Here is a 23,535-nt window from a genome sequence, read left to right on the forward strand (position 1 = left end):
ACCCGCCGGCGAGCGCCGCGAAAACGGTTCGGCGCGCCTGCGCCGCAGCATGGGTGAACCCTGCAAGGATGCGAGAGTTGCCCGTGCCTTCCCCCGCGCGCTCCACCCACCAGAAAGAGACGACGCCATGGACAAGATCAACTTCAAGTCGATCCTGAAGTTCTTGTTGTTCGCGTTCATCATCTACGCCGTCTTCTCGAGCCCCGCGAAGTCGGCCGACGTCGTGCGCGCCGTCGGCGACGTGCTGCGCAACGCCGTCACCAACCTGCGCGAATTCTTCGACGCGCTGCTCGGCAAGAACTGAACCCATGGGCCCACTGCGCCCACATCAGGCGAGCGACCGCGTCGCCGGTTATCTCGCGCGCGGTGAGGACGTCGTCCTCGAGATGAAGCAGCACTGGGCGCGCGTGCTGCCCGCCATCACCTCGTGCGTCGTCGGGTTCGTCCTCGTCATCGTCGCGGGCATCTGCGCGCCCGCCTGGATGGGCCCGCTGACGAACGCCGCGTGGTGGATCTGGCTCGTCCTCGCCGCGCACCTCGCCTGGCGCGTCGTCGAATGGTGGGACCAGACGTTCGTCATCACGAACAAGCGCCTCATCCTATTGCACGGGTTGTTCGTCAAGAAGGTGGCGATGATGCCGCTGTCGAAGGTGACGGACATGTCGTACAACCGCTCGCCCGCCGCGCGGCTGCTCGGCTACGGCACGTTCAAGATCGAGTCGGCGGGTCAGGAGCAGGCGCTCAACGTCATCGACTACGTGCGCAACCCCGACGAGAAATACCGCGACATCTGCGGGCTCATCTTCGGTTTCGAGGACGAGGACGACCCGCGCCCCAGCGGGCACGCGGACGCGCGGCACGCCGACGACGAGGGCTACGACGACGAATGGCGTGACCCGTGGGTCGAGGACGACTGGCGCGACGAGTCGCAGCATGACGAGTCGTGGGATGGCGTCGGCTGGTCCGACGACGAACAACGCCGCGAGACGCCGCGCCGCGAATCGCAGCGTCATGAGTCGCAGCGTCACGGCCCGTCAGGCGGCGACGACACCCGCCCCCTCGCGGTCCGTCAGCCCCGAGCTCGCTACGGCCGCGGGCAACGTCGAGCCGCCGAGGACGACACCGATCCTCACGGATTTGTCACGGTTGGTCACCCAAACCCCCACAGTGACACCGATCACACGTACCGTCAGCGGCATGACAGGGACGAGACGTCGCCCGAGCAGGGTGACGAATCGGCCTGGTGGGTGAGCCGTGAACACGCGACCTCACCTCAACCCGTCCGCCGACGAGGTCGCGACCACGATGTGGACGATGGCTCCACATGGCGAGACGGAACGTAATCTCACACGGTTCCAACCATCCGGTGAAAGGGCGCTCACATGAGCCTTTTGCGCACCAAGTCGATCGAAGCGTCGATCGCAGACTCGGAAGCCTCCGAGTTCCAGCTGAAGAAGAACCTGTCAGCGCTCGACCTGACGGTCTTCGGCATCGGCGTCATCATCGGCGCCGGCATCTTCACGGTGACGGGGCGAGCCGCGCACACGATGGCGGGCCCCGCCATCGTCATCTCGTTCCTCATCGGCGCCTTCTGCTGCGGTCTCGCGGCCCTGTGCTACGCCGAGCTGTCGTCGGCGGTGCCCGTCTCGGGCTCGGCCTACACGTTCTCCTACGCGACGATGGGCGAACTCATCGCCTGGATCGTGGGCTGGGATCTGCTTCTCGAGCTCATCCTCGCCGCGGGCGTCGTCGCCCAGGGTTGGAGCGCGTACTTCAACATCCTGTTCGGTGAGTGGGGGTTGAAGCTGCCCGACAATCTGCAGGGCGGCACCGGCTGGTTCACCCACTTCGACATCGCCGCCTTCGGCCTCGTCGCCGTGCTCACCTGCGTCATCGCGACGGGCATCAAGGAGTCGATGCGCGTCAACCTAACGCTCGTCGCCGTCAAGCTGTTCATCGTGCTGTTCATCATCGTGATGGGCATCCAGTACATCAACACGTCGAACTACACCCCGTTCGTGCCGCCGGCTCAGCACCTCGAGAGCACGTCCGACACGCTCAAGCGCCCCCTGTGGGAGCTCATGACGGGCATGGAACCGCAGGCGTTCGGCGTCATGGGCGTCATCTCCGGCGCAGCCCTCGTGTTCTTCGCCTACATCGGCTTCGACGTCGTCGCGACCACCGCCGAGGAGACGCGCAACCCGAAGCGCGACCTGCCGATCGGCATCATCGGCTCGCTCGCGATCTGCACGATCCTCTACGTCTCCGTCTGCCTCGTCATCACCGGCATGGTGAGCTACGACAAGATCGACCCCAAGGGCGCACTCGCCGCGGCCTTCCGCGATCACGGACATCCCGGGTACGCGCAGATCATCGCAGCCGGCGCCGTCGCGGGTCTCGCCACGGTCGTCATGACGCTGATGATCGGCGCCACCCGCGTCATGTACGCGATGTCGCGCGACGGCCTGCTGCCGATGGGCATGGCACGCACGAACCCCAAGACGGGCACGCCGGTCCCGATGACGCTCGTCATGGGCTTCATCATCGCGGTCGCAGCGGCGACCATCCCGATCGGTGAGTTCGAGGAGATGGTCAACATCGGCACCCTGTCGGCGTTCTTCCTCGTCAGCCTGGCCGTGCCCGTGCTGCGCAAGAAGCGCCCCGACCTCGAGCGCCCGTTCAAGGTGCCGGGCAGCCCCGTCCTCCCGTGGGTCGCCGCCGCTGTGTGCCTCTACCTCATGCTCAACCTGCCCGTCGAGACGTGGCTGCGTTTCGTGGTGTGGCTCCTCATCGGCTTCGCGATCTACTTCTTCTACGGCCGCGGCCACTCGCGCGTCGGTCGCAACCCGCAGCTGCAGGGCGGCGTCGGTGACGGCGTCTACGCCACCGACCTCGACACGTCGGTCGGTGACGGCGCCGAGGCGCTGCGCAAGAACGAGCGACGCTACTGAGCACACTCGCCTCGTTTCATCTCGAAGCCCCTCACCCGCATCGTCGGGTCGAGGGGCTTCGACGTGCTCCGTCGCCTCTTGTCGCAGCTCACCCGCGCCCGCGATCGAGCGGAATCGGTGGGATCGAGCGTCGGGGCACTCGATCCCGCCGATTTCGCTCGATCACGTCGGCGAGCACCCATGCACCCGGTCGCCCCACCCGAGGGCCCTAGAATGATCGACGCCCACCCGCCGACCCGCGTTCTTCGAGGTTCCTCATGGCTGTTCGCCCCATCACCATCGTCGGCCACAAGGCCCTGCACGCACCCACGAAGCGGGTCAAGGAGATCACCGACGACACGCGCGCCCTCGTCGAGGACATGTTCGAGACGATGGAGGCGGCGAACGGCGTCGGCCTCGCAGCCAACCAGGTCGGCGTCAAGCAGCGCATCTTCGTCTTCGACTGTCCCGACGACGAACTCGGCGATAACCGCCGCGGCGTCGTCATCAACCCGAAGCTCGAGAAGGGTCGCGTGCCTGCCGGCGAGGCCGACGAGGAGAACGACAACGAGGGTTGCCTGTCGGTGCCCGGCGAGCACTTCCCGACGGCGCGGGCCGACTGGGCGAAGGTGACGGGCACCGACCTCGACGGGAACGAGATCGTCATCGAGGGGCACGGCTTCTTCGCCCGCATGCTGCAGCACGAGACCGACCACCTCGACGGCTACCTCTACCTCGACCGCCTCACGCCGACGATGCGCCTCGAGTCGCGCGAGGCGGTCAAGGACCGCGGCTGGCAGTACGACGGCATCACCAAGTGGGACCCGACCGAACTCAAGGCCGAGGACGTCTGAGCCGACAGCGGCATCCGAGCATCGTCGCGGAGCGTTGCCGCCCGATATAGCCTGACGTCATGAAGGCTGAAGCTGTCGCGAAACCGCACGCCTACCACGGTGAGGGCGTCATCTGGGCCGACGATTGGGGCGGCGGCCACCCGGCGCTGCGCTACGTCGACATGCTGGCCGGGGACGTCCTCGAGCTCCAGCCGGGCGGTGATGTCACCCGATTCCACGTCGGGGACGTCGCGGCAGCGCTGCGTCCGCGCGCAGGTGGAGGCGCGATCGTCGCGACGGAGCGTGGTTTCGCACTGACGCGTTCGGTCGACTTCGCCGATCTGGAGCACACCGCCGATCTGTGGCCGTCGACGCACGAGCCGCGCACCCGGTTCAACGACGGTGGATGCGCCCCCGACGGGTCGTTCTACATGGGGTCGATGGCCTACGACCAGAGCGAGGGCGCGGCATCGATGTGGCGGCTGGCGCCGGACCGGTCGACGAGCCATGTCTTCGGTGACGTCACCATCTCGAACGGCCTGTGCTGGTCGCCCGACGGCACGCTCGCCTACTACAACGACACGCCGACCCGCATCATCTGGGTGTTCGACTGGAGCGCCGAGACCGGCCTGACGAACCGTCGGCCCTTCGTCCGGCTCGAGGACGGCATCGGCCACCCCGACGGGCTGACGGTCGACGCCGAAGGCGGAGTGTGGACGGCGCTGTTCGGCGGCTCCGCCGTGCGTCGCTACGACGCTGACGGCTCGCTCAGCGAGATCGTCGAGGTGGGGCCGAGCCTGGTGACGTGCCCGGCCTTCGGCGGCGACGACCTCGACCAGCTGTTCATCACGACCTCGCGAGAGAACCTGCCGGACGACGCGGAGCCCGACGCCGGCGCCCTCTTCGTCTGTACGCCGGGTATCCGCGGTCAACGCACCCTCCCCTTCACCGGCTGACCGCACCAGTCCGTCCCCATGTACGATTCTTGACCCTTCCGCGAACCGCGTCCACATCGGCGATTTACGTCCCCATTCAACGGACGTTGCCACCAGGGCGACCCGTGTCACGACGACTCGCGCCGACGCGTGCGAATGTGACGCTGATTCGCAGATGTGGACGCCGTTCGCGCGTGTGAACGTGGATCGCGGATGGGGACGCGATTCGCCGATGTGGATGAAAATCGCAGGTCATGACAGGCGGGGCTGGCGGAGGGGCACAGGCCGGTTCACAAGGGGCGGCCGAGCCGATTAGCGTTCCCCCGAGGATGCGTGTAGAGTTCTATCTCGTTGCAGAGGCCGCTGAGGCCGAGCAGCAAGCACCCGTAGCTCAACGGATAGAGCATCTGACTACGGATCAGAAGGTTTGGGGTTCGAATCCCTACGGGTGCGCTCTGTGTTGAGACAGAGGAAAGAACCCCCGGCTCGCCGGGGGTTTTTGCTATGTCCGGGCCTTGCTCTCCGCGCGGCCCGACAACCTTCGCCGAAGTGGGGTCCGATGCCGCTCACCACCCTGCTGGTCCTCGGTCTCGTCGTCGGCGTCGGCGCCTTCGTGCAACGCATCGCCGGGTTCGGCCTCGCCGTCGTCGCAGCGCCGTTCGTCGTCATGGTCGCTCCGCAAGTCATGCCGGCGGCACTGCTATTCGTTGTCCTGCCACTGCCCGTGCTGGAGATGGCTCGGGCCCACCGTGACATCCGGTGGCGGCCGTTCGGGTGGGCGATGGCAGGCCGCCTCGCGACGATGCCACTCGGCGTCTGGCTCGCGGCCAACGCGTCGCACACCGTCACGTCACTCCTCGTGGCCGGCATGGTGCTCGTCGCCGTCGCCGGATCGCTCACGCGCTGGCGCGTACGCCCGCCGTCGGGCATCGCCCTCGGCGCCGGAGCCTTGACGGGCATCTCGGCGACGACGGCGTCGATCGGCGGCCCGTTCTTCGGCCTCGCCCTGCAGGAACTCACACGGCAGCAGGCACGCTCGACACTCGCGCCGTTCTTCCTCTTCGGCTCACTGAGTTCACTGCTCGGCCTCGCGATCGGCGGCCAGATCAGCGCTGACGGTCTGCGTGCCGGGCTCGCGTGGCTGCCGTTCATGGCCGTGGGCGCTCTCGCGGCGCAGCCGTTGCGGCACTCGATCGACGCGGTGCGCTTCCGCCACAGCATCCTCGCGCTCGCGACGGTCAGCGCCCTCGCCGTCATCGTCCGCGTCGCGCTCACCTGAACGCGTCCCTCTCGACGGCGAGCGCCACGCCGTCCGCGTCCCGCGCGTCGTCATCGAGCCCGCGACGCTGGGCGCGACGTCCCCGTCACGAACGCTTTGTCGCATAGGTGCACCTTGCTGGCGCAACGCCCTTCGCCAGCGTGAGATTGAGGGCAAACAGCCCCCGATTCCGGGGCCGTCTCACGGAGGTAGCCATGGACATCACCGAGATCATCCTGCAGCAGCACACCGCTCAGCGACGCGCGTTCGCCGTGCTCGAGGAGTGGCCGCGCGACGACACCGACGGTCTGGCCGCGCTGTGGAGCCAGCTGCGCATCTTCCTCGAGCTGCACGCTGAGGCGGAGGAGCTGTACTTCTACCCCGAACTCGTCAAGATCGGCACCGGCGGCGCAGACGCCGAGAGCAACGACGAGCAGGTCGAGGACGCGATCCACGACCACAACCTGCTGCGCGACGCCATCAAGCGCGCGGACGCCGCCACGACCGGGTCGAAAGACTGGTGGGAGGCCGTCGTCCAGGCCAACATCGCGAACTCCGACCACATGGCCGAGGAAGAGCGTCAGGACCTGGCCGACTTCCGTCAGCAGGCGAGCCTCGAACTGCGTCACCAGGTCGGCATCAACTTCCTGCGCCACCTCGCGGCGTCGTGGTCGAAGCCGCTGACGATCGAGGACAAGAACCCCGAGCGCTTCATCGCCGACGCCGAGAAGGCCGGCCCGAGCGGCGCCGTCCGCGCCGCAGCCGCTCAGGCGAAGGAGCAGACGTCGACGCGCGTCAGCGCCCACCCCGAGCCGTCGCTCAAGGCCGACGACCCGGAAGGCGACGACGACTGAGCTCCCCTGATCGAACGCGACGCGCCATCGCTGGGTCCTTCCCAGCGGTGGCGCGTTGCTACGTCTGTGCGGCTGGACGCACGTCGAAGATCGGCCCCGAGCGGCGGTCCGTCGGCGCCGGGGGCGGATGGTGCGCCCCCGGCGCGCTCGGGTGCGCCTCAGACGGACGCGATTCCGACGCTCCGTCCGACGGTGCTGCGCTCTGCCCCGTCCCAGCACGATTCAGCGCACGACGACGCGCGCGTTGCCGTCACGCCGCGTCCAGCCTCGCGCGTCGAGATGCTCGAGCAGGGGGATGACGACGCGGCGCGTCGTGCCGAGCGCCTGGCGCGCCTCGCTCGTCGTGAACGGTTGCGGCAGTCTTGCGAGCTCGCGCATCGCTCGCGTGGGCGCGTCGGGCAGCAGGACGATGTCGGCGGGCTCGGCCTTGAGTCGCAGGATCGCTCCGCGCTGTGCAGCCGCGGCGAGCTGCCGGTTGCCGAGGCGGAGCGCCACGAGGTCGTCGGCTTCGGGGGCATCGAACGGGTTGGCGCGCAGCCGTTCTCGAAGTTGCTCCAGGGCCGCTTCATCGGCACCGAACGATGAGCCGTGGCGTGAGCCGACGACCCGCCCGTCGCGGATCACGAGACCCGCATCAGGGTTCGTCACGCCGCATGACTCGACGAGGGCGGGCAGCAGACGTCGGGGCACGCCGAGGCGCGTCTCGATGGCGCCTGACGGCAACCCGGGGCTCAAGGGGTCGGCGGCGTCAGCGGTGATCGCCTCGATGATCGCGGCGCGCCAAGCCGTCGCCTGTTTCTCGTGCACGACGAGTCCCTCGACACGACCCAGGCCCTCCCCCGGCAGGGGCAGCCCCTCGCGCAGCACCTCGGGCCGGCGGGCCCCGACGGCGATGACCCACTCGTCGCGCACCCAGCCGCGCTCGGCGACGAGCGGTTCGAGCTGCGCGACCGCGTGACCGGCTAGGACACGCGCGCGCTCCCGACCGGCGCCGCGCCTCGTCAATGCCGCCGGGTCGAGGTCGAGCACCGTTGCCCCGCAATGGATCCGCCCCGCTGACGCATCGCGCACGATGATGCGATCCTCCAGCCGCAACGGCAGCGGATCGCTCAGCGTCAACCGCGCGTGACGCTCGTCGAACGGTCGCACCCGCGCCTCGACGGACGCTGTGCCGATGTGGACGCTGACCTCCGCCGACGCATCCTGCCACTCATGCCCGCTCTCGCTGCGCACGTCGAGGACGTTCACCCACGACGCCGACCCCGGCGTCAGCAGGGGCGTGCCGCGCGGCACGTCGTCGGTGTGCAGACCTCGCAGAGCGACCGCGACGCGCGAGACCGGCGCGACCTCGTCATGACGCTGCCCGAGCACCTGCAACGAACGCACGACCGCTCGTTCGTCACCCACCTCCAACTCGTCCCCGAGACGCAGCGTGCCCGCCGCGAGCGTGCCGGTGACCACGGTGCCGGTGCCCTTGACGGAGAACGAACGGTCGACCCACAACCGCACAGGGGAAACCGTGTCCACGGGTGGCATCTGCGCGACGAGATCGTCGAGGGCGCACCGCAGTTCGTCGATGCCACGGCCGCTGACGGCATCGGTCTCGACGACGTCGACAACTTCGAGTGACGTCGCGGCGATGTGGCCGAGCGCTGTCTCACGCACCTCGGCGACGCGCTCGGGCGTCGCCAGGCCACAGCGCGTGATGACGAGCAGGCCGTGCCTGAGACCGAGTGCGTCGATGGCGTCGAGGTGCTCGCGTGATTGCGCCTGCCACCCCTGATCCGCGGCGACGACGAGCATGACGGCCGGCGCCGGCCCGAGGCCCGCGAGCATGTTGCCGATGAAGCGACGGTGGCCGGGCACGTCGACGAATGCGAGCTTCTCGCCCGACGGCAGGTCGAGCCCCGCGAACCCGAGATCGATCGTCAGGCCACGCTTCTTCTCCTCCTCGAGCCGATCCGGGTCGGTGCCCGTGAGAGCCCGCACGAGGGTGCTCTTGCCGTGGTCGACGTGACCGGCCGTCGCGACGACGCGCATCAGCACTCACTCCCCGCGAGCCGCACCGCGCCGCCGCTGCGCTCGGCGACGTAGCCCCTGGCGGGGATCAGCGGTGTCGTCGCCGACGGGGCCGTGGCATCACGCCGCGCGTTCACCGTCATGCGCGTCCTCCGTCGTCAGCTGGGGTGCCGGATTCGTTGCCTACAGCGACGGCCCGGATCGCGGCGGCGACGTCGGCGTCCGATGACGCAGGGACGCACCGCAGGTCGACGAGGCAGCGTCCAAGCGCGGTGCGGGCCAGGACGCACGGGCGTCCGAGGCGTAGCGCCTCCGCGAAGGGCTCGGGCAGGGCGACGGCGAGGCTCGGCAGCTCGAAACCAGGCGCGCCTCCCCCACCGACGCGTCCGATGACGTCGACGATTTCGGCGCCCGGAACGACGTCAGCGATGGCCGCCGCGAGGTGTGTCGTGCGCTGACGAAGCGAGTCGCGCGTCTCGTGCAGGGCGCGGGTAACGGGGGGTTCGGGGCCGCGCAGGGTGGCTTCGAGAGCGGCGAGCGTCAGCTTGTCGACGCGCATCGCGCGGGCCATCGGGTGGCGGCGGACGCGTTCCACGGCGTCGGCGTCGCCGAGAACGAGCCCCGCTTGCGGCCCGCCGAGCAGCTTGTCGCCGCTCGCGGTGACGACCGTCGCGCCGTCACGCAGCCAGCTCGTCGCGTCGGGCTCGTCGGGCAGCACCCGTTCGGGGGCGAGCAGGCCGCTGCCGACGTCCGCGATGACGGGGACGCCGAGCGCCGAGAGATCGCGCACGCCTGGCACCCCGGCGAACCCTTCGACGCGATAGTTGCTCGTGTGGATCTTGAGCACGGCGCCCACCCGGCGGCCGTGACGTTCGGCGTCGACGATGGCGTTCTCGTAGTCGCGCAGATGCGTGCGATTCGTCATGCCTACCCCGACGAGGCGGGCCCCGGCCGACTGCAGCAACTCGGGCAGACGGAAGCCGTCGCCGATCTCGATGAGTTCGCCGCGGCTGACGAGGACGTCCGTGTCCCCGGCGATCGCGAGGCAGGCGAGCAGCAGTGCCGCCGCGCCGTTGTTGACGACCAGTGCGCCGCCCGCGTCCGGCACCCGCTCCTGGAGCGCGTCGAGCGTCGCGCGGCCGCGCTTGGCGCGCGTGGCAGTGACGGGGTCGAACTCGACGTCGACGTACCCCGCAGCGCGACCGAGTGCCTCGACGGCGGCGTCGCTGAGAGGCGCGCGCCCGATGTTGGTGTGCACGACGACGCCCGTTGCGTTGAGGATCGCTCGCAGGGTGGTGGCCGACTCGGGCAGGCGCAATGCGATGGCCGCGTCGATGCCGTCGGGGCTGATGGTGCCCGCGCGGACGTCGGCCTGGGCAGAGACGATGGCGCGCTTCACAGCGTCGCGTCCGAGCGCGCCTACCTCGTCGGCGAAGCGTGCGAGGAGCTCGTCGGTGCGCGGGATGCGTCGACGTGGGTCGTCGCTCGTGGCCATCGTTCCTCCAGGTCGAGTGCTGATGCGCCCCAACCTATCGGGCAGGTCTGACAACCCTGTGCAGCAACGGTTTTCACGCCCTTCGCCGCTGCGGCGCACTCATGGCTCGAGTGACCCTCCGTGGCGCGTCGCTCCGAGCCGCGGCGGCGAGCCCACGCGGCCGGAAGACGGGCCAATGACGACACATGCGAGAAGCCCCCCAGCTCGCGGGGCCCTGAGACTTGCGGAGGCGGACAGGAATCGAACCTGCCAAACCGAGATGCTCGGTTTCACCGGTTTTGAAGACCGGGGGGCCCACCAGGAACCCGGACGCCTCCCTTGGCGCGTGTCAATCATAGGGGCGCTGGGGTCGTGGGTGCGCCGGGGCAATGGGCGGGCGGGGTCCGCGCGGCGTACCCGTCGGGGTCGTTGTCAGGGGCTACGGCGTAGGGTCGGATGCATGGAGTCGATTCGTCTGACGCAGTACGCCCATGGTGGCGGGTGCGCGTGCAAGATCCCGCCCGGCGAGCTCGAGGAGGCGGTGAAGCACCTCGTGGGGAAGCCTAATCCGAGCGTCATCGTCGGCCTCGACGACGGTGACGACGCAGCCGCCGTCCGCGTCGGCGAGCAGGCGGTGCTCTCGACGGCTGACTTCTTCACCCCTGTCGTCGACGACCCGTACGACTTCGGTCGCATCGCCGCCGCGAACGCGCTCAGCGACATCTACGCGATGGGCGGCACCCCCGTCGTCGCCATCAACCTCGTCGGTTGGCCGCGCGACGTGCTCGGCCTCGACATCATGGCCGAGGTGCTCCGAGGCGGCGCCGACGTCGGTGCGCAGGCGAACTGCCCCGTCATCGGCGGCCATTCGATCGACGATCCGGAGCCCAAGTTCGGCATGGCCGTCACCGGCATCGCCGACCCGGGCAAGCTCATGCGCAACGACGCCGCCGAGGCGGGCCTGCCCATCTCTCTGACGAAGCCGCTCGGCGTCGGTGTGCTCAACAACAAGCACAAGTCGACGGGCGAGGTGTTCCCGCAGGCCATCGAGGTGATGACGACGCTCAACCGCGACGCGTCGATCGCCGCCGTCGCGGCGGGTGTCACGGCGGCGACGGACGTCACCGGTTTCGGTCTGCTCGGCCACCTGTGGAAGATGTGCCGCGCCTCGGGCGTTCGCGCCGAGATCGACTCCGCTGCCGTGCCGTACATCGACGGCGCCCGCGACGCCGCAGCCGAGGGTTACGTCTCCGGCGGCACGCGCCGCAACCTCGACTGGGTGCGTGAGCACATCACCGCAGCCGACGGGATCGGCGAAGACGAACTGCTGCTGCTCGCGGACGCTCAGACGTCCGGCGGCCTCCTCGTCATCGGCGAGGTGCCCGGCGCGCCCGTGATCGGCCGCACCCTCCCCCTCGACGGCGGCGCCCCCGGCATCAGCGTGCGCTGACACGGCCGCAATCCGACAACCAGCCAGGACGGCCGCCGCCCCGCGACTCGAACGTCACAGCTGCACGATAAATGCGCATCTGCACGGGTATCAGCAGTCACAATCCCGGTGCAGATGCGCATTTCTCGTGCACAGATCCGGCCAGCCGACGAACCGACCCGCCAGACACGCGAGCGCTCAGAGGTTGACGGGCTTGCCGTCCGGGCCAGGCAGCGGTCGGCGCCCATCCGCGGTGCGGGGGGCATCATCCGACGAGGCCAGACGCGGGCCCGTCGTGATGTTCTCCGTCCCGCCACGCGCGTCGAGGCGGCGGCGCTGCGGCCCCATCGTGTACTTCGGGTCCTTCGCCGATTCCATGCCGGCTTCGAACACCGCGAAGCGCGTGCACACCGAGCCAGCGACGAAGCAGGCCCCGGAGACGACGGACGCCACGCGCGAGCGTCGCGCGAACAGCGCCGTCCCGACAAACCCGGCGACGTTGAGCGCCATGCTCGCCTTGTTGAGCTTGCCGGCAGTGCCGTGGTGCAGCGGCTCACCGACGCCCTGGGCGTCGAGGTGCTTCTCGAGACCATTGAGCACGCCGAGGTCGACGGCCGACCCGATGAGCGCTAGCGCCCGGGCGGGGCCCGCCTTCTCGACGGGCGTCCACATCATCGCGTTGCCGCTCGCCGCGGCCGATGCTGAACCGCCGAACACGAACGGCAGGTACAGCCGCGACTCGTGCCACGTCGGCGTCGACGTGTTCGACAGCAGCACCGCCGTGTAGGTCGCCAGCGGCGCCGCCATCGACGCACCGAGCGCGACGAATCCCGGTTCGGTGACGCCGAGCATCTTCTCGACGCCGACGAGTGCCCCGTTGACGCGCAACCCGGCGTCACGACGACCCGCAGCACGCGACTGCCGCCGCAACCACCGCGACCCCGGCACCTCGAGCGAGGACGCCGACGCGACCTCGCCTGCAGCCCCGGCCACGCGATCGAGCGCGCCGACCAGACCCGTCACGGTGCCGCTTCGCTTGAGCGGCAGCATCCGCAGCACCTCGAGGGCCGCGAGCGGCATCGCACCGCCGCTGAAACCGGAGAGGATCCACGTGCCCACCGACATCGGCGAGCTGAGCTTCGCCACGCGCATCATGTTGTAGAAGCGCTCCGGGCGACCCAGGTCGCCGATGAGCGACGCACCCGAGACGGCGACCGCGACGGCCGTCGTCAGGCGCGTCACGCGCTGCAGGGGTTCGTTGCCCGTCAGGTACGCGCCGGTCGCGAGCAATTGCGAGCCGCCCGCGAGGCCACCGAAGAACAGGTACGTCGGAATCGGCCACTCCCACGGCACGGGCTTGATGACGCCACGCCCGTAGTAGCTCTGGAACTCGACGTCCGGCACGAGCGCGCGCTCACCGCGGCCCTCGCGACCGTTCAGCCAGTCGGTCGGACGACGACGTTTGCCGCCACGCCCGCCGCGACGGCGCCGCCCACCCTCGGGTTCAGGATCCCTATACGCATCAAGGGAGTTCACGCTCACGCCACACCACCTCCGACGAACGCCAGCGCTGCTACGGCCACCATGCCACCGGCTGCCATGACCATCCGCTTGTACGACTCCGGCAAGGTCTTCGACGGCGCCACCGGGTCCGGCGGCAGGCCGTACACCTCGGGATCGTCGAGCAGGAGGAAGACCGAACCGGTGCCGCCGACGCCGTCGTCGAGGTTCGCGCCGTAGAGGCGCGCCTCCGTCATGCCCTGCGCGTGCAGCTGCGCGACGCGCTCCTCCGCGATCGCGACCATCTCCGCGTGCGTGCCGAACTTGATCGATGTCGTGGGGCACGTCTGCGCGCACGCGGGCGTCTGGCCTTCCTTGAGCCGGTCGTAGCACAGCGTGCACTTCTGCGCGTTGCCGTGATTGACGGTCGCCGTCTTCTCACGCCGTTCGATGACGCCGAACGGACACCCGCCGACGCAGTAGCCGCAGCCGTTGCACACGTCAGCCTGCACGACGACCGTGCCGAACTCGGTGCGGAACAGCGCGCCCGTCGGGCAGTTGTCGAGACACCCGGCGTGCGTGCAGTGCTTGCAGACATCGGAGGCCATGAGCCACCGGAAATCCTGGGCCTCGTGCAGCGCCGTCGGCATGACGCCGTTGTCGGTCGCGACGATGTCGAGCACGTTGACCCTCGCCAACTCGTCCGCCACCTGCGCCTGTTCGACGTCGAGCGCAGGGGCGCCCGGGTCGAGCGCTGACGGCGCGTCGGTCGCGTAGTCGGTGTGCCCACCGGCGACGCGGATGGCGCGCGCGGCGTCATCCGGCAGGTCGGCGAGGTGCGACGCTTCGCCCGAGCCGCCCGCAACTTCTGCACCGGCGCCGGAGGCCGACCGCAGCGTCGGCATGCCGAGGTCGACGAGCTTGCGCCCCGACTCACGGGCCCGCGCGATCTGCTCGCCCGACTGCTCGACGAACGCGACGTGACGCCACGTGTCGGCACCCAGCTCACCCGTGTTGTCGTAGGAGTAGCCGGTGAACTCGTACCCGTCCTCGGGGTTGCGGTTCCACTCCTTGCACGCGACCTCGCAGGCCTTGCAGCCGATGCAGATCGAGGTGTCGGTGAAGAAGCCCATGCGTTCGGCGAGGACGTCGTTGGGCGCACCACCCGTCAGCGTCGTCGCCTCCGGGGTGCCCCAACCCGCCTGCTTCGACGGGTCACCGCCACCCGCGAACTGCGAACGGATGTACTCGGTCACCAGGCTCATCAGTCACACTCCTGGCAGATCTCGTTGCCCGTCTCGACGGTGACGCCGGCGCGGCTCTGGTACTCACTGACGAGCTGCTCGTACTCGTCCCGATCCTGTGGACGGCGGCCCGGACGGATGTCGCACATGCCCATCTTGCCCTCCTGGATCTGGGTGTTGCGATCGAGCACCACGCCGAGCAGGTCGTTCGCCGAATCACCATGCACCTCAGCGGACTTCGCGCTGCCCCAGTGGTACGGCATGCCGATCTGGTGCACCATGCGGCCACCGATCTTGAGCGGCACCATGCGGTCGGTGACGAGCACACGCGCCTCGATCGCCGCGCGAGCCGACACGACTGTCGCCCAGTCGCCGTTCTCGAGGCCCTTCTCGGCCGCGAGATCGGGTGAGACCTCGATGAACATCGACGGCTGCAGCTCCGACAGGTACGGCAACCAACGGCTCATGCCGCCGGCGGTGTGATGCTCCGTCAGGCGCCCGATCTGGAACACGTACGGGTACACGTCGCCACCCGGCATGCCCTCGCTCGGCGCGTTGAGGTTGTCCTTACGACGGAACGTCACCCGCGTCGGGTTCGACTGCTGGCTGTAGAGCGGGTTGCGCATCGGCGATTCCGCAGCCTCGTAGTGCGTCGGCATCGGGCCGTCGACGAGACCGAGCGGCGCGTAGAGCCAGCCCTTGCCGTCCGCCATCATGATGAACGGATCGTCGCCGGCGAGGCCGTCGGGCCCACCCACACCCTCCTTCGGACGGTAGGACGGGGCGGTCTTGAGCGGGAAGTCGGGGTTGTCCTTGCCGACCCACTGCCCCTTCTCCTCGTCCCACCAGATGAGCTTCTTGCGCTCGCTCCACGGCTTGCCCTCACGGTCCGCGGAGGCGCGGTTGTAGAGCGTGCGGCGGTTCGCGGGCCACGCCCACGCCCATTCGGCGGCCGTCTCGTCCTGCTCGTACCCAGGCTTGCGCCGCGCGGCCTGATTGACCCCGTCCTTGTAGATGCCGGCGTAGATCCAGCATCCCGACGTCGTGGAACCGTCAGCCTTGAGATCCGCGTACGTCGCGAGGGGCTTGCCCTCCGAGTCGGTTCCGTTGATCTCGGCCATGACCGATTCGGCGATGACCTCGCCGTGCTCGTCCTTGGGGTAATCCCACGTGATCGCCTTGAGTGGCTCGTCGATGGGGTCGCTCGAATCGGCCAGCCTGGCACGGATGCGCACCCCGACCTCGTGGAAGAAGTCGAGCTCGCTCTGCGCGTCGCCCGGCGGGTTGACCGCCTTGTGACGCCACTGCACGAGACGTTGGGTCTGGGTGAACGTACCGGCCTTCTCGACGTGCGTCGCCGCGGGGAAGAAGAAGACCTCGGTGTCGATGTCCTCACTCGTCCACTCCCCGGAGGCGATCTCCGGCGCATCCTTCCAGAACGTCGCGGTCTCGATGAGCTGGAAGTCGCGCACGACGAGCCATTTGAGGTGGCGTAGGCCCTCACGTTGCATACGGGCGTTGGCCGAGCCGACGGCCGGGTTCTGCCCGAGCACGAAATAACCCTCGACCTGGTTCTCGATCATGCCCATGACCGTCTGGTACGTCCCGTGCGCGCCGGACAGACGCGGCATGTAGTCGAGCCCGAAGTTGTTCGCACTTGTCGCGTTCTCGCCGTACCAGGCCTTGAACAGCGACACGGCGTACTTGTCGGCATTCGCCCAGTACCCCTTGGCATCCTTCGACACGATCGAGTCGATGTAATCCTCGAGCGTCTCGTGGTCGGAGACCCGCGGCATCGGAAGGTAGCCCGGCAGCAGGTTGAACAGTGTGGGAATGTCGGTCGATCCCTGAATCGTCGCGTGTCCGCGCAGCGCCATGATGCCGGCGCCAGGACGCCCGACGTTACCCATGAGCAACTGCAGGATCGCCGCGGTGCGAATCATCTGGGCCCCGCCGACGTGCTGGGTCCAACCGACGGCGTAGGCGAACATCGTCGTGCGCTCGCGACCAGAGTTGGCGACGACCTCGCGGGCGACGAGTGCGAAGTCCTCCTTGGAGACGCCGCACACCTCTTCGACCATCTCCGGTGTGTAGCGCGCGTAGTGCCGCTTCATGATCTGCAGCACGCACATCGGATCGGTCAGCGTCTCGTCGCGCAGCACGGCCGAATGCGCGAGCGTCGGGCCACCCGAACCGTGCGTCTCGGCGCCACCGCTCGCCTGGTGGCCAGAGGAACCGCTCTTCTCGTCACTCGAGGTGCCCTGATCCGGTTTGCCGGGCGGCGTCTTGTACTGCCACGAACTCTGGTCGTACTGACCCGTGGTCGGGTCGTACCCGGAGAACAGCCCGTCGAGCTCCTCGGTGTCGACGAAGTCGTCGCTGACGATCGTTGCCGCGTTGGTGTAGGCGACGACGTAGTCACGGAAGAAGGACTCGGTCGTCAGCACATGGTTGATGAGTGCACCGAGGAAGACGATGTCACTTCCGCCACGGATGGGGATGTGCTTGTCGGCCACGGCGGACGTGCGCGTGAAGCGAGGGTCGATGTGGATGACCTTCGCGCCGCGCGCCTTGGCCTCCGTCACCCACTGGAAACCCACCGGGTGACACTCGGCCATGTTCGACCCCTCGATGAGGATGAGGTCGGCGTTCGCCATGTCCTGCAGTGAATTGGTGGCTCCACCACGCCCGAACGAGGCTCCCAGACTGGGAACCGTGGCGCTGTGTCAAATACGCGCCTGGTTCTCGATCTGTATGGCCCCCGCGGCGGTGAACAGCTTCTTGATGAGGTAGTTCTCCTCGTTGTCGAGCGTTGCTCCACCCAACGAGGCGATACCCATGGTGCGACGCAGGCGGTTGCCTTTGTCGTCCGTCTCCTGCCATCCGTTGCGGCGGCTGGCGATGAACCGGTCGACGACCATGTCGATGGCCTTGTCGCGCTCGATCGGCTCCCAATCGGTGCCACCCGGCTTGCGGTAGAGCACCTGCTTGACGCGTGAGGGGTTGTTGACGAGCTGCTCGCTCGCTGCCCCCTTCGGGCACAGGCGGCCGCGCGAGATCGGCGAATCTTTATCGCCTTCGATCCCGACGACCTTCTCGTCCTTGACGAACACGCGCTGGCCGCAGCCGACGGCGCAATAGGGGCAGACCGACTGCACGACGCGGTCGGCCGTCGTCGTGCGCGGTTCGAGCGTTCGAGTCTTCTCACTCGTCACTGCCGGGCCGCGACCGAGGAAATCCTTCGATCGCACCTGACGCAGGACGGGCCACTCGAGGGGTGACAGACCCATTGAGCTCCCCTTTCGTCGCATGCGTGATCGTTCTGCGTCCAAGTCTAGACCCGAGAGCCGACAACCCAACCGTCAGGCGCCGCCCGGAGCGCCGATCACGTTGCCGGGCGGCGAGATTCGCTCGCCTCGAGCTCTTGCCGCGCCGTCGCGCAGATCACTGCGGGCAGGCCTCCTGCAGCACCTCGACGACCGACGGCAGGACGTGCGTGTGCGGGCTCGCCTCAAGCGTCTCGCGCGAGACGGAACCCGAGAGCACCCCCGCGACGAGACCCGCCCCGCTGCGGGTACCCGCGACGAGATCGGCACCCGTGTCGCCCGCGACTACGACCCTTCGGACGTCGACGACGCCGGCACGTTCCATCGCCCGGAAGATCATGTACGGCGCGGGACGCCCCGCCGCCACCTCGTCGGCCGTGACGAGCGCATCGACCATCCCGCCGTCCTCGAGCGGCCCGACGCGCCAGCCCACCCCATCGAGCACCATGTCGGCGACGTCGCGGGTGAAACCGGTCGTCAGGGCGACCTTGAAGCCGGTGGCGCGGTGGATGGGCACGCTCGTGCGTGATCAGGTGATGTTCACCCCCGGCTGATTGGATGAGCGGGTGACCACCCTCCTGCTCATCCGCCACGGCCAGACCCCCAACAACGTCATCGGTGCGCTGGATACCGCGCTGCCCGGCGCCGGGCTCACCGAACTCGGCCACGCGCAGGCCGACGACCTCGTGCCGCGCCTCGCCGATCGCCGCATCGATCGAGTCGTCGCGTCCGCCCACGATCGAGCGCGTCTCACGGCCGGACCGCTCACCGCCGAACGCGGGCTGACGCTGACGCAGGACGCCGGCTTCGGTGAGATCTTCGCCGGTGATCTCGAGATGGCGACGACGCACGAAGCCGCCGACATCTACCTCGACACGGCCTACGCGTGGGCCACCGGTGACCTCGAGGCGCGCATCCCGGGTGGCCCCGCCGGCGCGGAGACGCTCGAACGGTTCACCGAGGCACTCGAACGCTCCCTGGACGGGCTCGACGACGATGCGACGCTCGCCGTCGTCAGTCATGGCGCGGTGCTGCGGCTATGGGTGACGTCGCAGTGCGAGAACCTCACGCCGCGGGAGGTGCGTCAGCGTCGGATCCCCAACACGACCGTCCTGACGCTCGAGGGTCGGCCGGGCGCCTGGCGATTCGTGGCCTGGGACGAACCGCGCCTGCTCGACCTCGCCGCCGACGACCCGACGGCCAACGCCGACGAAGACTGAATAGCCCGCGGCGCGCATCGCGTCAGCCGTCCGCCGCCTGAGCCACATGATGCTGCCCGAGTCAGTCAGGACTGACTCGGGCAGCGCCACGTGACGCGACTGATCAGGCAGCCTGCGCGCTCGTGCTCGACAAGGTGGGCGCCGTGGTCGACGAACTCGTCGAACCCGAACCACCCTGCGTCTGGCCGCTCGGCGCGCCATCGTGGCGGGGTCCGTCATGCCCGCCCGGCCCGCCGGGCTTGCCGGCCGTCACAGTCACGGTCTTGAGATCCTTGCTGACGTCGGTCCGCACGTGCGCACCCGCCTTCGTGCCGAACGCGTGGTAGGTGCCGTCGCTCTCCTTGTAGACCTTCTCGACGGTGACGCCCGAGTCCTTCGCCTTGACGGCGTTCTTGACGCCGGTCAGGGCGGTACCCGTCACCTCGGTGCCGCGGTGGTGACCGTGGTGGCCGTGACCCCGGCCGGTGCGGACGGTGACCGTCTTGAGGTCCTTGCTCACCTCGACCATGACGCGCTTGCCGGACCTCGTGCCGAACGCGCGGTACGAACCGTCCGGCGCCTGACGCACGCCCTTGACGGTGATCGACGCGTCCTTCGCCTTCACCGCATTCTTGACGTTCGTCGCCGCGGTCCCCGCGACCAGCTTGTCGTGCATGCCGCGCATGCCGTGCCCGTCCTGGCCGGCGGCGCTGCCCTGCTGCGTCGTGGTGTTCGGGGTGGAGGTGCCGGTGCTCACCGTCTGCGAGCTCGCGAGCGCCGCCCCCGAGACCGCGAGGGTGCTCACTGCGCCGACGCCGGCGGCGATCTTACGACCGTTCTTCGCCATGGTTGACTCCTTCATCCGTGGGCCTCGACCGTTCGTGGCCCGACGGATGCACGCTGACCGCCGCGGCTGTGATGAAGCTATGTGCACTACAAGGCGAGCCCATGCGTTCGCCTGCCGTCAGGTTCGAAGAAGCTGAGAGAATGCCGCCATGCCCGGCGCTCCCTCCGACGATCTCGCACCCATGACCTCTCCCGCTCCGTCCGCCCTCCCGTCGAGTGGCGATCACATCGCGTTCTATCGGTTCGTCGCGGTGCCCGACGTCGACGCCGCCGTCGTGCGGGTGCGCGAGCTGTGCGCTGCGCGCGAGGGTTTGACGGGGTCGGTCCTCATCGCGAGCGAGGGCGTCAACGGCATGCTCGCCGGAGCGCCCGAACAGGTCGACGCCTTCCGCGCGGCAGCGAGCGCCGACGCCGTCACGCGGGCCCTGTTCGACGGCATCGTCACCAAGCGCACCGCGTTCACACGTCCGCCGTTTCGCCGCATGATGGTCAAGGCGAAGCGCGAGATCGTGCCGCTGGGCGTCGACGGGCTCGACATGCCGAACCGCATGGAGGACGTGCGTGCCACCGACGTCGCGCCGCAGCGATGGCGCGAGCTGATCCGGCGCGACGACGTGATCGTCCTCGACAATCGCAACAGCTTCGAGTTCGGCGTCGGCCACTTCGAGGGGGCGATCGACCCGGGCGTCGAGAACTTCCGCGACTTCGCCGACTACGTCGAGGCGCACGCGCCTGCGTGGCGTGAGAGCGGGACGAAGGTCGCGATGTACTGCACGGGCGGCATCCGCTGCGAGAAGTCGAGCCCGTGGATGCAGGATCTGGGTCTCGAGGTCTTCCAGCTTCAGGGCGGCATCCTCAACTACTTCGCGCAGATGCCGGACGCCGACGTCGACTGGCGCGGCGAGTGCTTCGTGTTCGACGAACGCGTCAGCCTCGACACGCACCTGCGCGAGAGCGGCACGGGCGCCGCGGACGTCGACGAGCCCCGCCCCTCCGAGTGACGAGCGCGGGGCGCCTGCCCGACGGCACATGACATGTCGCCCCGGCTGACGAGTGCCCGCTGGGTCGTCGGGGCGTCGCGTCGTCGGGGCGTCAGGTCGCCGGGCCAACTGGCTGACGGACCGCCCAGCCCGCTGAAAATCGGGTGACGCCACCCCGCCACGCCGCCTAGCGTGAGGGTGTTCCCACCACTCCAGGAGGCCTGTGTATTCATCGTCCTTGCCCTCGGCCGGCGGCTCGTCCGGCAGCCACCTGCGCGTCGACGGCGTGTCGAAGAGCTACCCCGACCGTCGCGTCCTGACGAACATCTCCTTCAGCGTCGCGGGGGGCGAACGCGCCGCCCTCATCGGCGAGAACGGCACGGGCAAGTCGACGCTTCTGCGCCTCGTCGCCGGCCTCGAGCGCCCGGATGCGGGCAGCATCACCGCGCCCGGCAGCGTCGGTCTGCATCATCAACAGGCGCCGTTCGCCCTGACGCTGACGGCGCAGCACGTGCTCGACGACGCCGCCGAGCCGATCCACGCTCTGGCGCGAGCGGTCGAGGTCGCGGGCGAGCGTCTCGCGCGAAACGCCGAGGACGCGCTCGCCGCAACCGAACTCGACGCGGCCCTCGCCGCGGCGGAGCGAGCCGACGCGTGGAACGTCGAGCACACGATCGACGAACTCGTCGACGGCCTCGGCATCGGCGCAATCGCGCGTGACACGCCGATGAACGAGGTCTCCGGCGGCCAGCTCGCCCGCTTCTCCTTGGCGTGGACGCTCATCCGCCGTCCGCAGACGCTGCTGCTCGACGAACCGACCAACCACCTCGACGATCGTGGCGCGCAGCTGCTCACATCGATGCTCCTGACGTGGCCCGGCCCGGTGCTGCTCGCGAGCCACGATCGTGCCTTCCTCGACGAGAGCGTCACCGACCTCATCGACCTCGACCCGCGGCCCCTGCCGCACCGGGTCGCCGCCCGCATCTCCGATGCCTCGGACGCCGGCGCCGCCCACGGCGTCACGTGTTTCACGGGCACGTTCTCCGACTACGTCCTCGCTCGCCACGACGAGCACGAACGCTGGGCGCGCCAGTACGAGGACGAGCAGGCCGAACTCAAACGGCTGCGCGCGAAGATGAGGGACGACCACACCGTCGGGCGCCCCGAACGAGGGCCCCGCACCGAGGCGCGCGGGGCGAAGAAGTTCTACTCGGACAAGAACGCCACCGTCGTCGCGCGCCGCGTCAACGATTCGCGCACGGCCTTGGAGCGACTCGAGAAGACGCAGGTGCGCAAACCCCCGGCCACGTTGCGGTTCAACACCGAGCGTTCCCTCGCGGCGGCCTCACGCCCGTCCGAACTTCCCGGCGGGCCCCTGCTCGTGGCGTCCGCCGTCAGCGTTCCGGGGCGTCTGGAGCCGACGAGCCTGACGGTGTCCGCCGGCGAGCGCCTCCTCGTCGAGGGGCCGAACGGGTGCGGCAAGTCGACGCTGCTGCGCGTCCTCGCCGGCGAGTTGGAGCCCGTCACGGGGTCAGTGCATCGCGAGCGCCGCGTCAGCGTCGGATTGCTCGGCCAGGACACGGCACCGCTCGCGTCCGACCGTCAGCCCTCTGCCGGCCCTGACGTCGACGCCCCGCACCTCGAGCCCGACACCACCGTCCTCGACGCCTACCGCGCCCGTGTCGGTGACGACCTGGCAGCGCGACGTCCGCTTGCGACGTTCGGCCTCATCGCCGGACGCGACGAGAACCGTGCGTTGGCCGACCTCAGCGTCGGGCAGCGTCGTCGTCTCGATCTGGCGTGTCTGCTCGCGTTGCCGCCGGACGTGCTGCTGCTCGACGAACCGGCCAACCACTTCTCGCTCCTGCTCGCCGAGGACGTCGAACGGGCTCTCGACGACTACCCGGGCGCCGTCGTCGCCGCGAGCCACGACCGCATGCTGCGCTCGCGCTGGGCAGGAGAACGCCTCGCATTGAGCTCCCAGAAAACCCCCTAGCCACGCTCCGGAAAGCGGCGTAGGGTCGAGGCAACTGTTGTCCAGAGAAAGGAGTTCATGTCATGGGTATCGATGACAAGTTCGACAACGCCAAGGACGAGAAGCTCGGCCAGGCCAAGGAGGCCTTCGGCAAGGCGAGCGACGATCAGGGTCTCGAGGCCGAGGGCAAGGGCGACCAGATGGGCGCCAACCTCAAGCAGGCCGGCGAGAAGATCAAGGACGCCTTCAAGGGCTGATTGCCCGAAGCGTTGCCTACTTGGTCACGGGGCGCATCCTCACGACGAGGATGCGCCCCGTGTCGTATGTCCGCCCGGTCCAACCCTGCAGGCTCCCCCCGGGTACGAGCGCAGCGTCGACGGCCGATCGTCACGATGCGGTCTCGGTTGCGTCGCGTCCAGAGCGCTCGCCCAGGCCGCCCCGCAGCGTCAGACCGCGTCACCCACGCGACATTCACAGGCCCCCTCAACACTCCCGTAACAATGGGGCGCGAGGGGTGTCACCTCGCTGGCCTACAGTGATGAGCGGCACACCTGACCGGCGCCGTGCGTCCCCGCGCGAGGCCGAGGTGTCCTCCTGTTCATGAAAGGCAACGTATGTCCTCGACTCCTGACGCGCTGAAGAATTCGGCCGCGTCCGATTCGCGCGACTCCGGTGACACCGGGTACGCCAAGCACCTGAAGAACCGCCACATCCAGATGATCGGCATCGGCGG

Annotated in this window: 19 protein-coding genes and 2 tRNA genes; 13 read left to right on the forward strand and 8 right to left on the reverse strand. The window is 69.0% G+C overall.

What is annotated here, in order from left to right; all coding sequences use genetic code 11:
- From AX669_RS13910 to AX669_RS07300, 8 genes are all read left to right on the forward strand, one after another.
- The coding region (locus tag AX669_RS13910; RefSeq protein ID WP_231729474.1) for a hypothetical protein at positions 1 to 304 on the forward strand (304 nt) is incomplete at its 5' end.
- 4 nt (positions 305 to 308) lie between these two features.
- Positions 309 to 1,343 (forward strand): PH domain-containing protein, encoded by a 1,035-nt coding sequence (locus AX669_RS07270; protein ID WP_062257537.1) that lies wholly within the window; start codon positions 309 to 311, stop codon positions 1,341 to 1,343.
- A gap of 39 nt (positions 1,344 to 1,382) precedes the next feature.
- Complete coding sequence (locus tag AX669_RS07275) at positions 1,383 to 2,951, forward strand: APC family permease (RefSeq protein ID WP_062257539.1); 1,569 nt, start codon at positions 1,383 to 1,385, stop codon at positions 2,949 to 2,951.
- A gap of 257 nt (positions 2,952 to 3,208) precedes the next feature.
- Entirely contained in the window at positions 3,209 to 3,784 is a 576-nt protein-coding gene (gene def, locus AX669_RS07280) for a peptide deformylase (protein ID WP_006945693.1), read from the forward strand.
- Positions 3,785 to 3,843: 59 nt separating this feature from the next.
- A complete protein-coding gene (locus AX669_RS07285) occupies positions 3,844 to 4,719 on the forward strand; it encodes an SMP-30/gluconolactonase/LRE family protein (protein WP_006945667.1) in 876 nt (291 codons plus the stop codon).
- 359 nt (positions 4,720 to 5,078) lie between these two features.
- Positions 5,079 to 5,151: transfer RNA gene (locus AX669_RS07290), tRNA-Arg, on the forward strand.
- A 106-nt stretch (positions 5,152 to 5,257) separates the two neighbouring features.
- Positions 5,258 to 5,977, forward strand: coding sequence for a sulfite exporter TauE/SafE family protein (locus AX669_RS07295; RefSeq protein ID WP_062257541.1), 720 nt, complete (start codon positions 5,258 to 5,260; stop codon positions 5,975 to 5,977).
- Between the two features lie 194 nt (positions 5,978 to 6,171).
- Entirely contained in the window at positions 6,172 to 6,810 is a 639-nt protein-coding gene (locus AX669_RS07300; RefSeq protein WP_062257542.1) for a hemerythrin domain-containing protein, read from the forward strand.
- Positions 6,811 to 7,032: 222 nt separating this feature from the next.
- On the opposite strand, the gene selB is transcribed toward AX669_RS07300, so the two are convergent.
- From selB to AX669_RS07315, 3 genes are all read right to left on the reverse strand, one after another.
- Complete coding sequence (selB, locus tag AX669_RS07305; protein ID WP_062257561.1) at positions 7,033 to 8,850, reverse strand: selenocysteine-specific translation elongation factor; 1,818 nt, start codon at positions 8,848 to 8,850, stop codon at positions 7,033 to 7,035.
- Positions 8,851 to 8,968: 118 nt separating this feature from the next.
- Positions 8,969 to 10,324: an L-seryl-tRNA(Sec) selenium transferase gene (selA, locus tag AX669_RS07310; protein WP_062257544.1), complete on the reverse strand. Its 1,356-nt coding sequence runs from the start codon at positions 10,322 to 10,324 to the stop codon at positions 8,969 to 8,971.
- Positions 10,325 to 10,548: 224 nt separating this feature from the next.
- A tRNA-Sec gene (locus AX669_RS07315) sits at positions 10,549 to 10,641 on the reverse strand.
- 122 nt (positions 10,642 to 10,763) lie between these two features.
- Here AX669_RS07315 and selD point away from each other — a divergent pair.
- Positions 10,764 to 11,753: a selenide, water dikinase SelD gene (gene selD / locus AX669_RS07320; protein ID WP_062257546.1), complete on the forward strand. Its 990-nt coding sequence runs from the start codon at positions 10,764 to 10,766 to the stop codon at positions 11,751 to 11,753.
- A gap of 177 nt (positions 11,754 to 11,930) precedes the next feature.
- Here the strand turns inward: selD and nrfD are convergent, their stop codons facing one another.
- The 4 genes from nrfD to AX669_RS07345 all read right to left on the reverse strand — a co-directional run bounded on the left by nrfD (position 11,931) and on the right by AX669_RS07345 (position 18,319).
- A complete protein-coding gene (gene nrfD, locus AX669_RS07325) occupies positions 11,931 to 13,274 on the reverse strand; it encodes an NrfD/PsrC family molybdoenzyme membrane anchor subunit (protein WP_082740691.1) in 1,344 nt (447 codons plus the stop codon).
- A complete protein-coding gene (locus AX669_RS07330) occupies positions 13,271 to 14,497 on the reverse strand; it encodes a 4Fe-4S dicluster domain-containing protein (protein ID WP_062257551.1) in 1,227 nt (408 codons plus the stop codon). Before AX669_RS07330 ends, nrfD begins: the two co-directional genes overlap by 4 nt.
- The gene (gene fdh / locus AX669_RS07335; RefSeq protein WP_255356531.1) at positions 14,497 to 17,766 is read right to left on the reverse strand and encodes a formate dehydrogenase; all 3,270 of its coding nucleotides are present in this window, start codon (positions 17,764 to 17,766) and stop codon (positions 14,497 to 14,499) included. The genes AX669_RS07330 and fdh overlap by 1 nt, the downstream gene beginning before the upstream one ends.
- Positions 17,767 to 17,920: 154 nt before the next feature.
- Positions 17,921 to 18,319 (reverse strand): HAD hydrolase-like protein, encoded by a 399-nt coding sequence (locus tag AX669_RS07345; protein WP_006945734.1) that lies wholly within the window; start codon positions 18,317 to 18,319, stop codon positions 17,921 to 17,923.
- 49 nt (positions 18,320 to 18,368) lie between these two features.
- On the opposite strand from AX669_RS07345, the gene AX669_RS07350 reads away from it, so the two are divergent.
- Positions 18,369 to 19,022 carry a histidine phosphatase family protein gene (locus tag AX669_RS07350; protein ID WP_006945659.1) on the forward strand — a complete coding sequence of 218 codons (654 nt, stop codon included), beginning with the start codon at positions 18,369 to 18,371 and terminating at the stop codon, positions 19,020 to 19,022.
- Positions 19,023 to 19,125: 103 nt separating this feature from the next.
- Here the strand turns inward: AX669_RS07350 and AX669_RS07355 are convergent, their stop codons facing one another.
- The gene (locus AX669_RS07355) at positions 19,126 to 19,848 is read right to left on the reverse strand and encodes a hypothetical protein (RefSeq protein WP_062257555.1); all 723 of its coding nucleotides are present in this window, start codon (positions 19,846 to 19,848) and stop codon (positions 19,126 to 19,128) included.
- A 181-nt stretch (positions 19,849 to 20,029) separates the two neighbouring features.
- Here AX669_RS07355 and AX669_RS07360 point away from each other — a divergent pair, with 181 nt between their 5' ends.
- The 3 genes from AX669_RS07360 to AX669_RS07370 all read left to right on the forward strand — a co-directional run bounded on the left by AX669_RS07360 (position 20,030) and on the right by AX669_RS07370 (position 23,059).
- Positions 20,030 to 20,848, forward strand: a complete 819-nt coding sequence (locus AX669_RS07360) for a rhodanese-like domain-containing protein (RefSeq protein ID WP_231729477.1) — start codon at positions 20,030 to 20,032, stop codon at positions 20,846 to 20,848.
- Positions 20,849 to 21,065: 217 nt separating this feature from the next.
- Positions 21,066 to 22,823, forward strand: coding sequence for an ABC-F family ATP-binding cassette domain-containing protein (locus AX669_RS07365; protein WP_231729479.1), 1,758 nt, complete (start codon positions 21,066 to 21,068; stop codon positions 22,821 to 22,823).
- A gap of 62 nt (positions 22,824 to 22,885) precedes the next feature.
- Positions 22,886 to 23,059 (forward strand): CsbD family protein, encoded by a 174-nt coding sequence (locus AX669_RS07370; protein WP_006945671.1) that lies wholly within the window; start codon positions 22,886 to 22,888, stop codon positions 23,057 to 23,059.
- Positions 23,060 to 23,535 lie beyond the last annotated feature (476 nt).

The sequence above is a fragment of the Dermacoccus sp. CCH2-D9 genome (genome assembly GCF_001556795.1).
Lineage (GTDB): Bacteria > Actinomycetota > Actinomycetes > Actinomycetales > Dermatophilaceae > Dermacoccus > Dermacoccus nishinomiyaensis.

Coding starts and splice junctions, on each gene's coding strand:
- AX669_RS07270 (WP_062257537.1), top strand. CDS start 309: ATGGGCCCACTGCGCCCACATCAGGCGAGCGACCGCGTCGCCGGTTAT.
- AX669_RS07275 (WP_062257539.1), top strand. CDS start 1,383: ATGAGCCTTTTGCGCACCAAGTCGATCGAAGCGTCGATCGCAGACTCG.
- def (WP_006945693.1), top strand. CDS start 3,209: ATGGCTGTTCGCCCCATCACCATCGTCGGCCACAAGGCCCTGCACGCA.
- AX669_RS07285 (WP_006945667.1), top strand. CDS start 3,844: ATGAAGGCTGAAGCTGTCGCGAAACCGCACGCCTACCACGGTGAGGGC.
- AX669_RS07295 (WP_062257541.1), top strand. CDS start 5,258: ATGCCGCTCACCACCCTGCTGGTCCTCGGTCTCGTCGTCGGCGTCGGC.
- AX669_RS07300 (WP_062257542.1), top strand. CDS start 6,172: ATGGACATCACCGAGATCATCCTGCAGCAGCACACCGCTCAGCGACGC.
- selB (WP_062257561.1), bottom strand. CDS start 8,850: ATGCGCGTCGTCGCGACGGCCGGTCACGTCGACCACGGCAAGAGCACC.
- selA (WP_062257544.1), bottom strand. CDS start 10,324: ATGGCCACGAGCGACGACCCACGTCGACGCATCCCGCGCACCGACGAG.
- selD (WP_062257546.1), top strand. CDS start 10,764: ATGGAGTCGATTCGTCTGACGCAGTACGCCCATGGTGGCGGGTGCGCG.
- AX669_RS07330 (WP_062257551.1), bottom strand. CDS start 14,497: ATGAGCCTGGTGACCGAGTACATCCGTTCGCAGTTCGCGGGTGGCGGT.
- AX669_RS07355 (WP_062257555.1), bottom strand. CDS start 19,848: ATGGCGAAGAACGGTCGTAAGATCGCCGCCGGCGTCGGCGCAGTGAGC.
- AX669_RS07360 (WP_231729477.1), top strand. CDS start 20,030: ATGACCTCTCCCGCTCCGTCCGCCCTCCCGTCGAGTGGCGATCACATC.
- AX669_RS07370 (WP_006945671.1), top strand. CDS start 22,886: ATGGGTATCGATGACAAGTTCGACAACGCCAAGGACGAGAAGCTCGGC.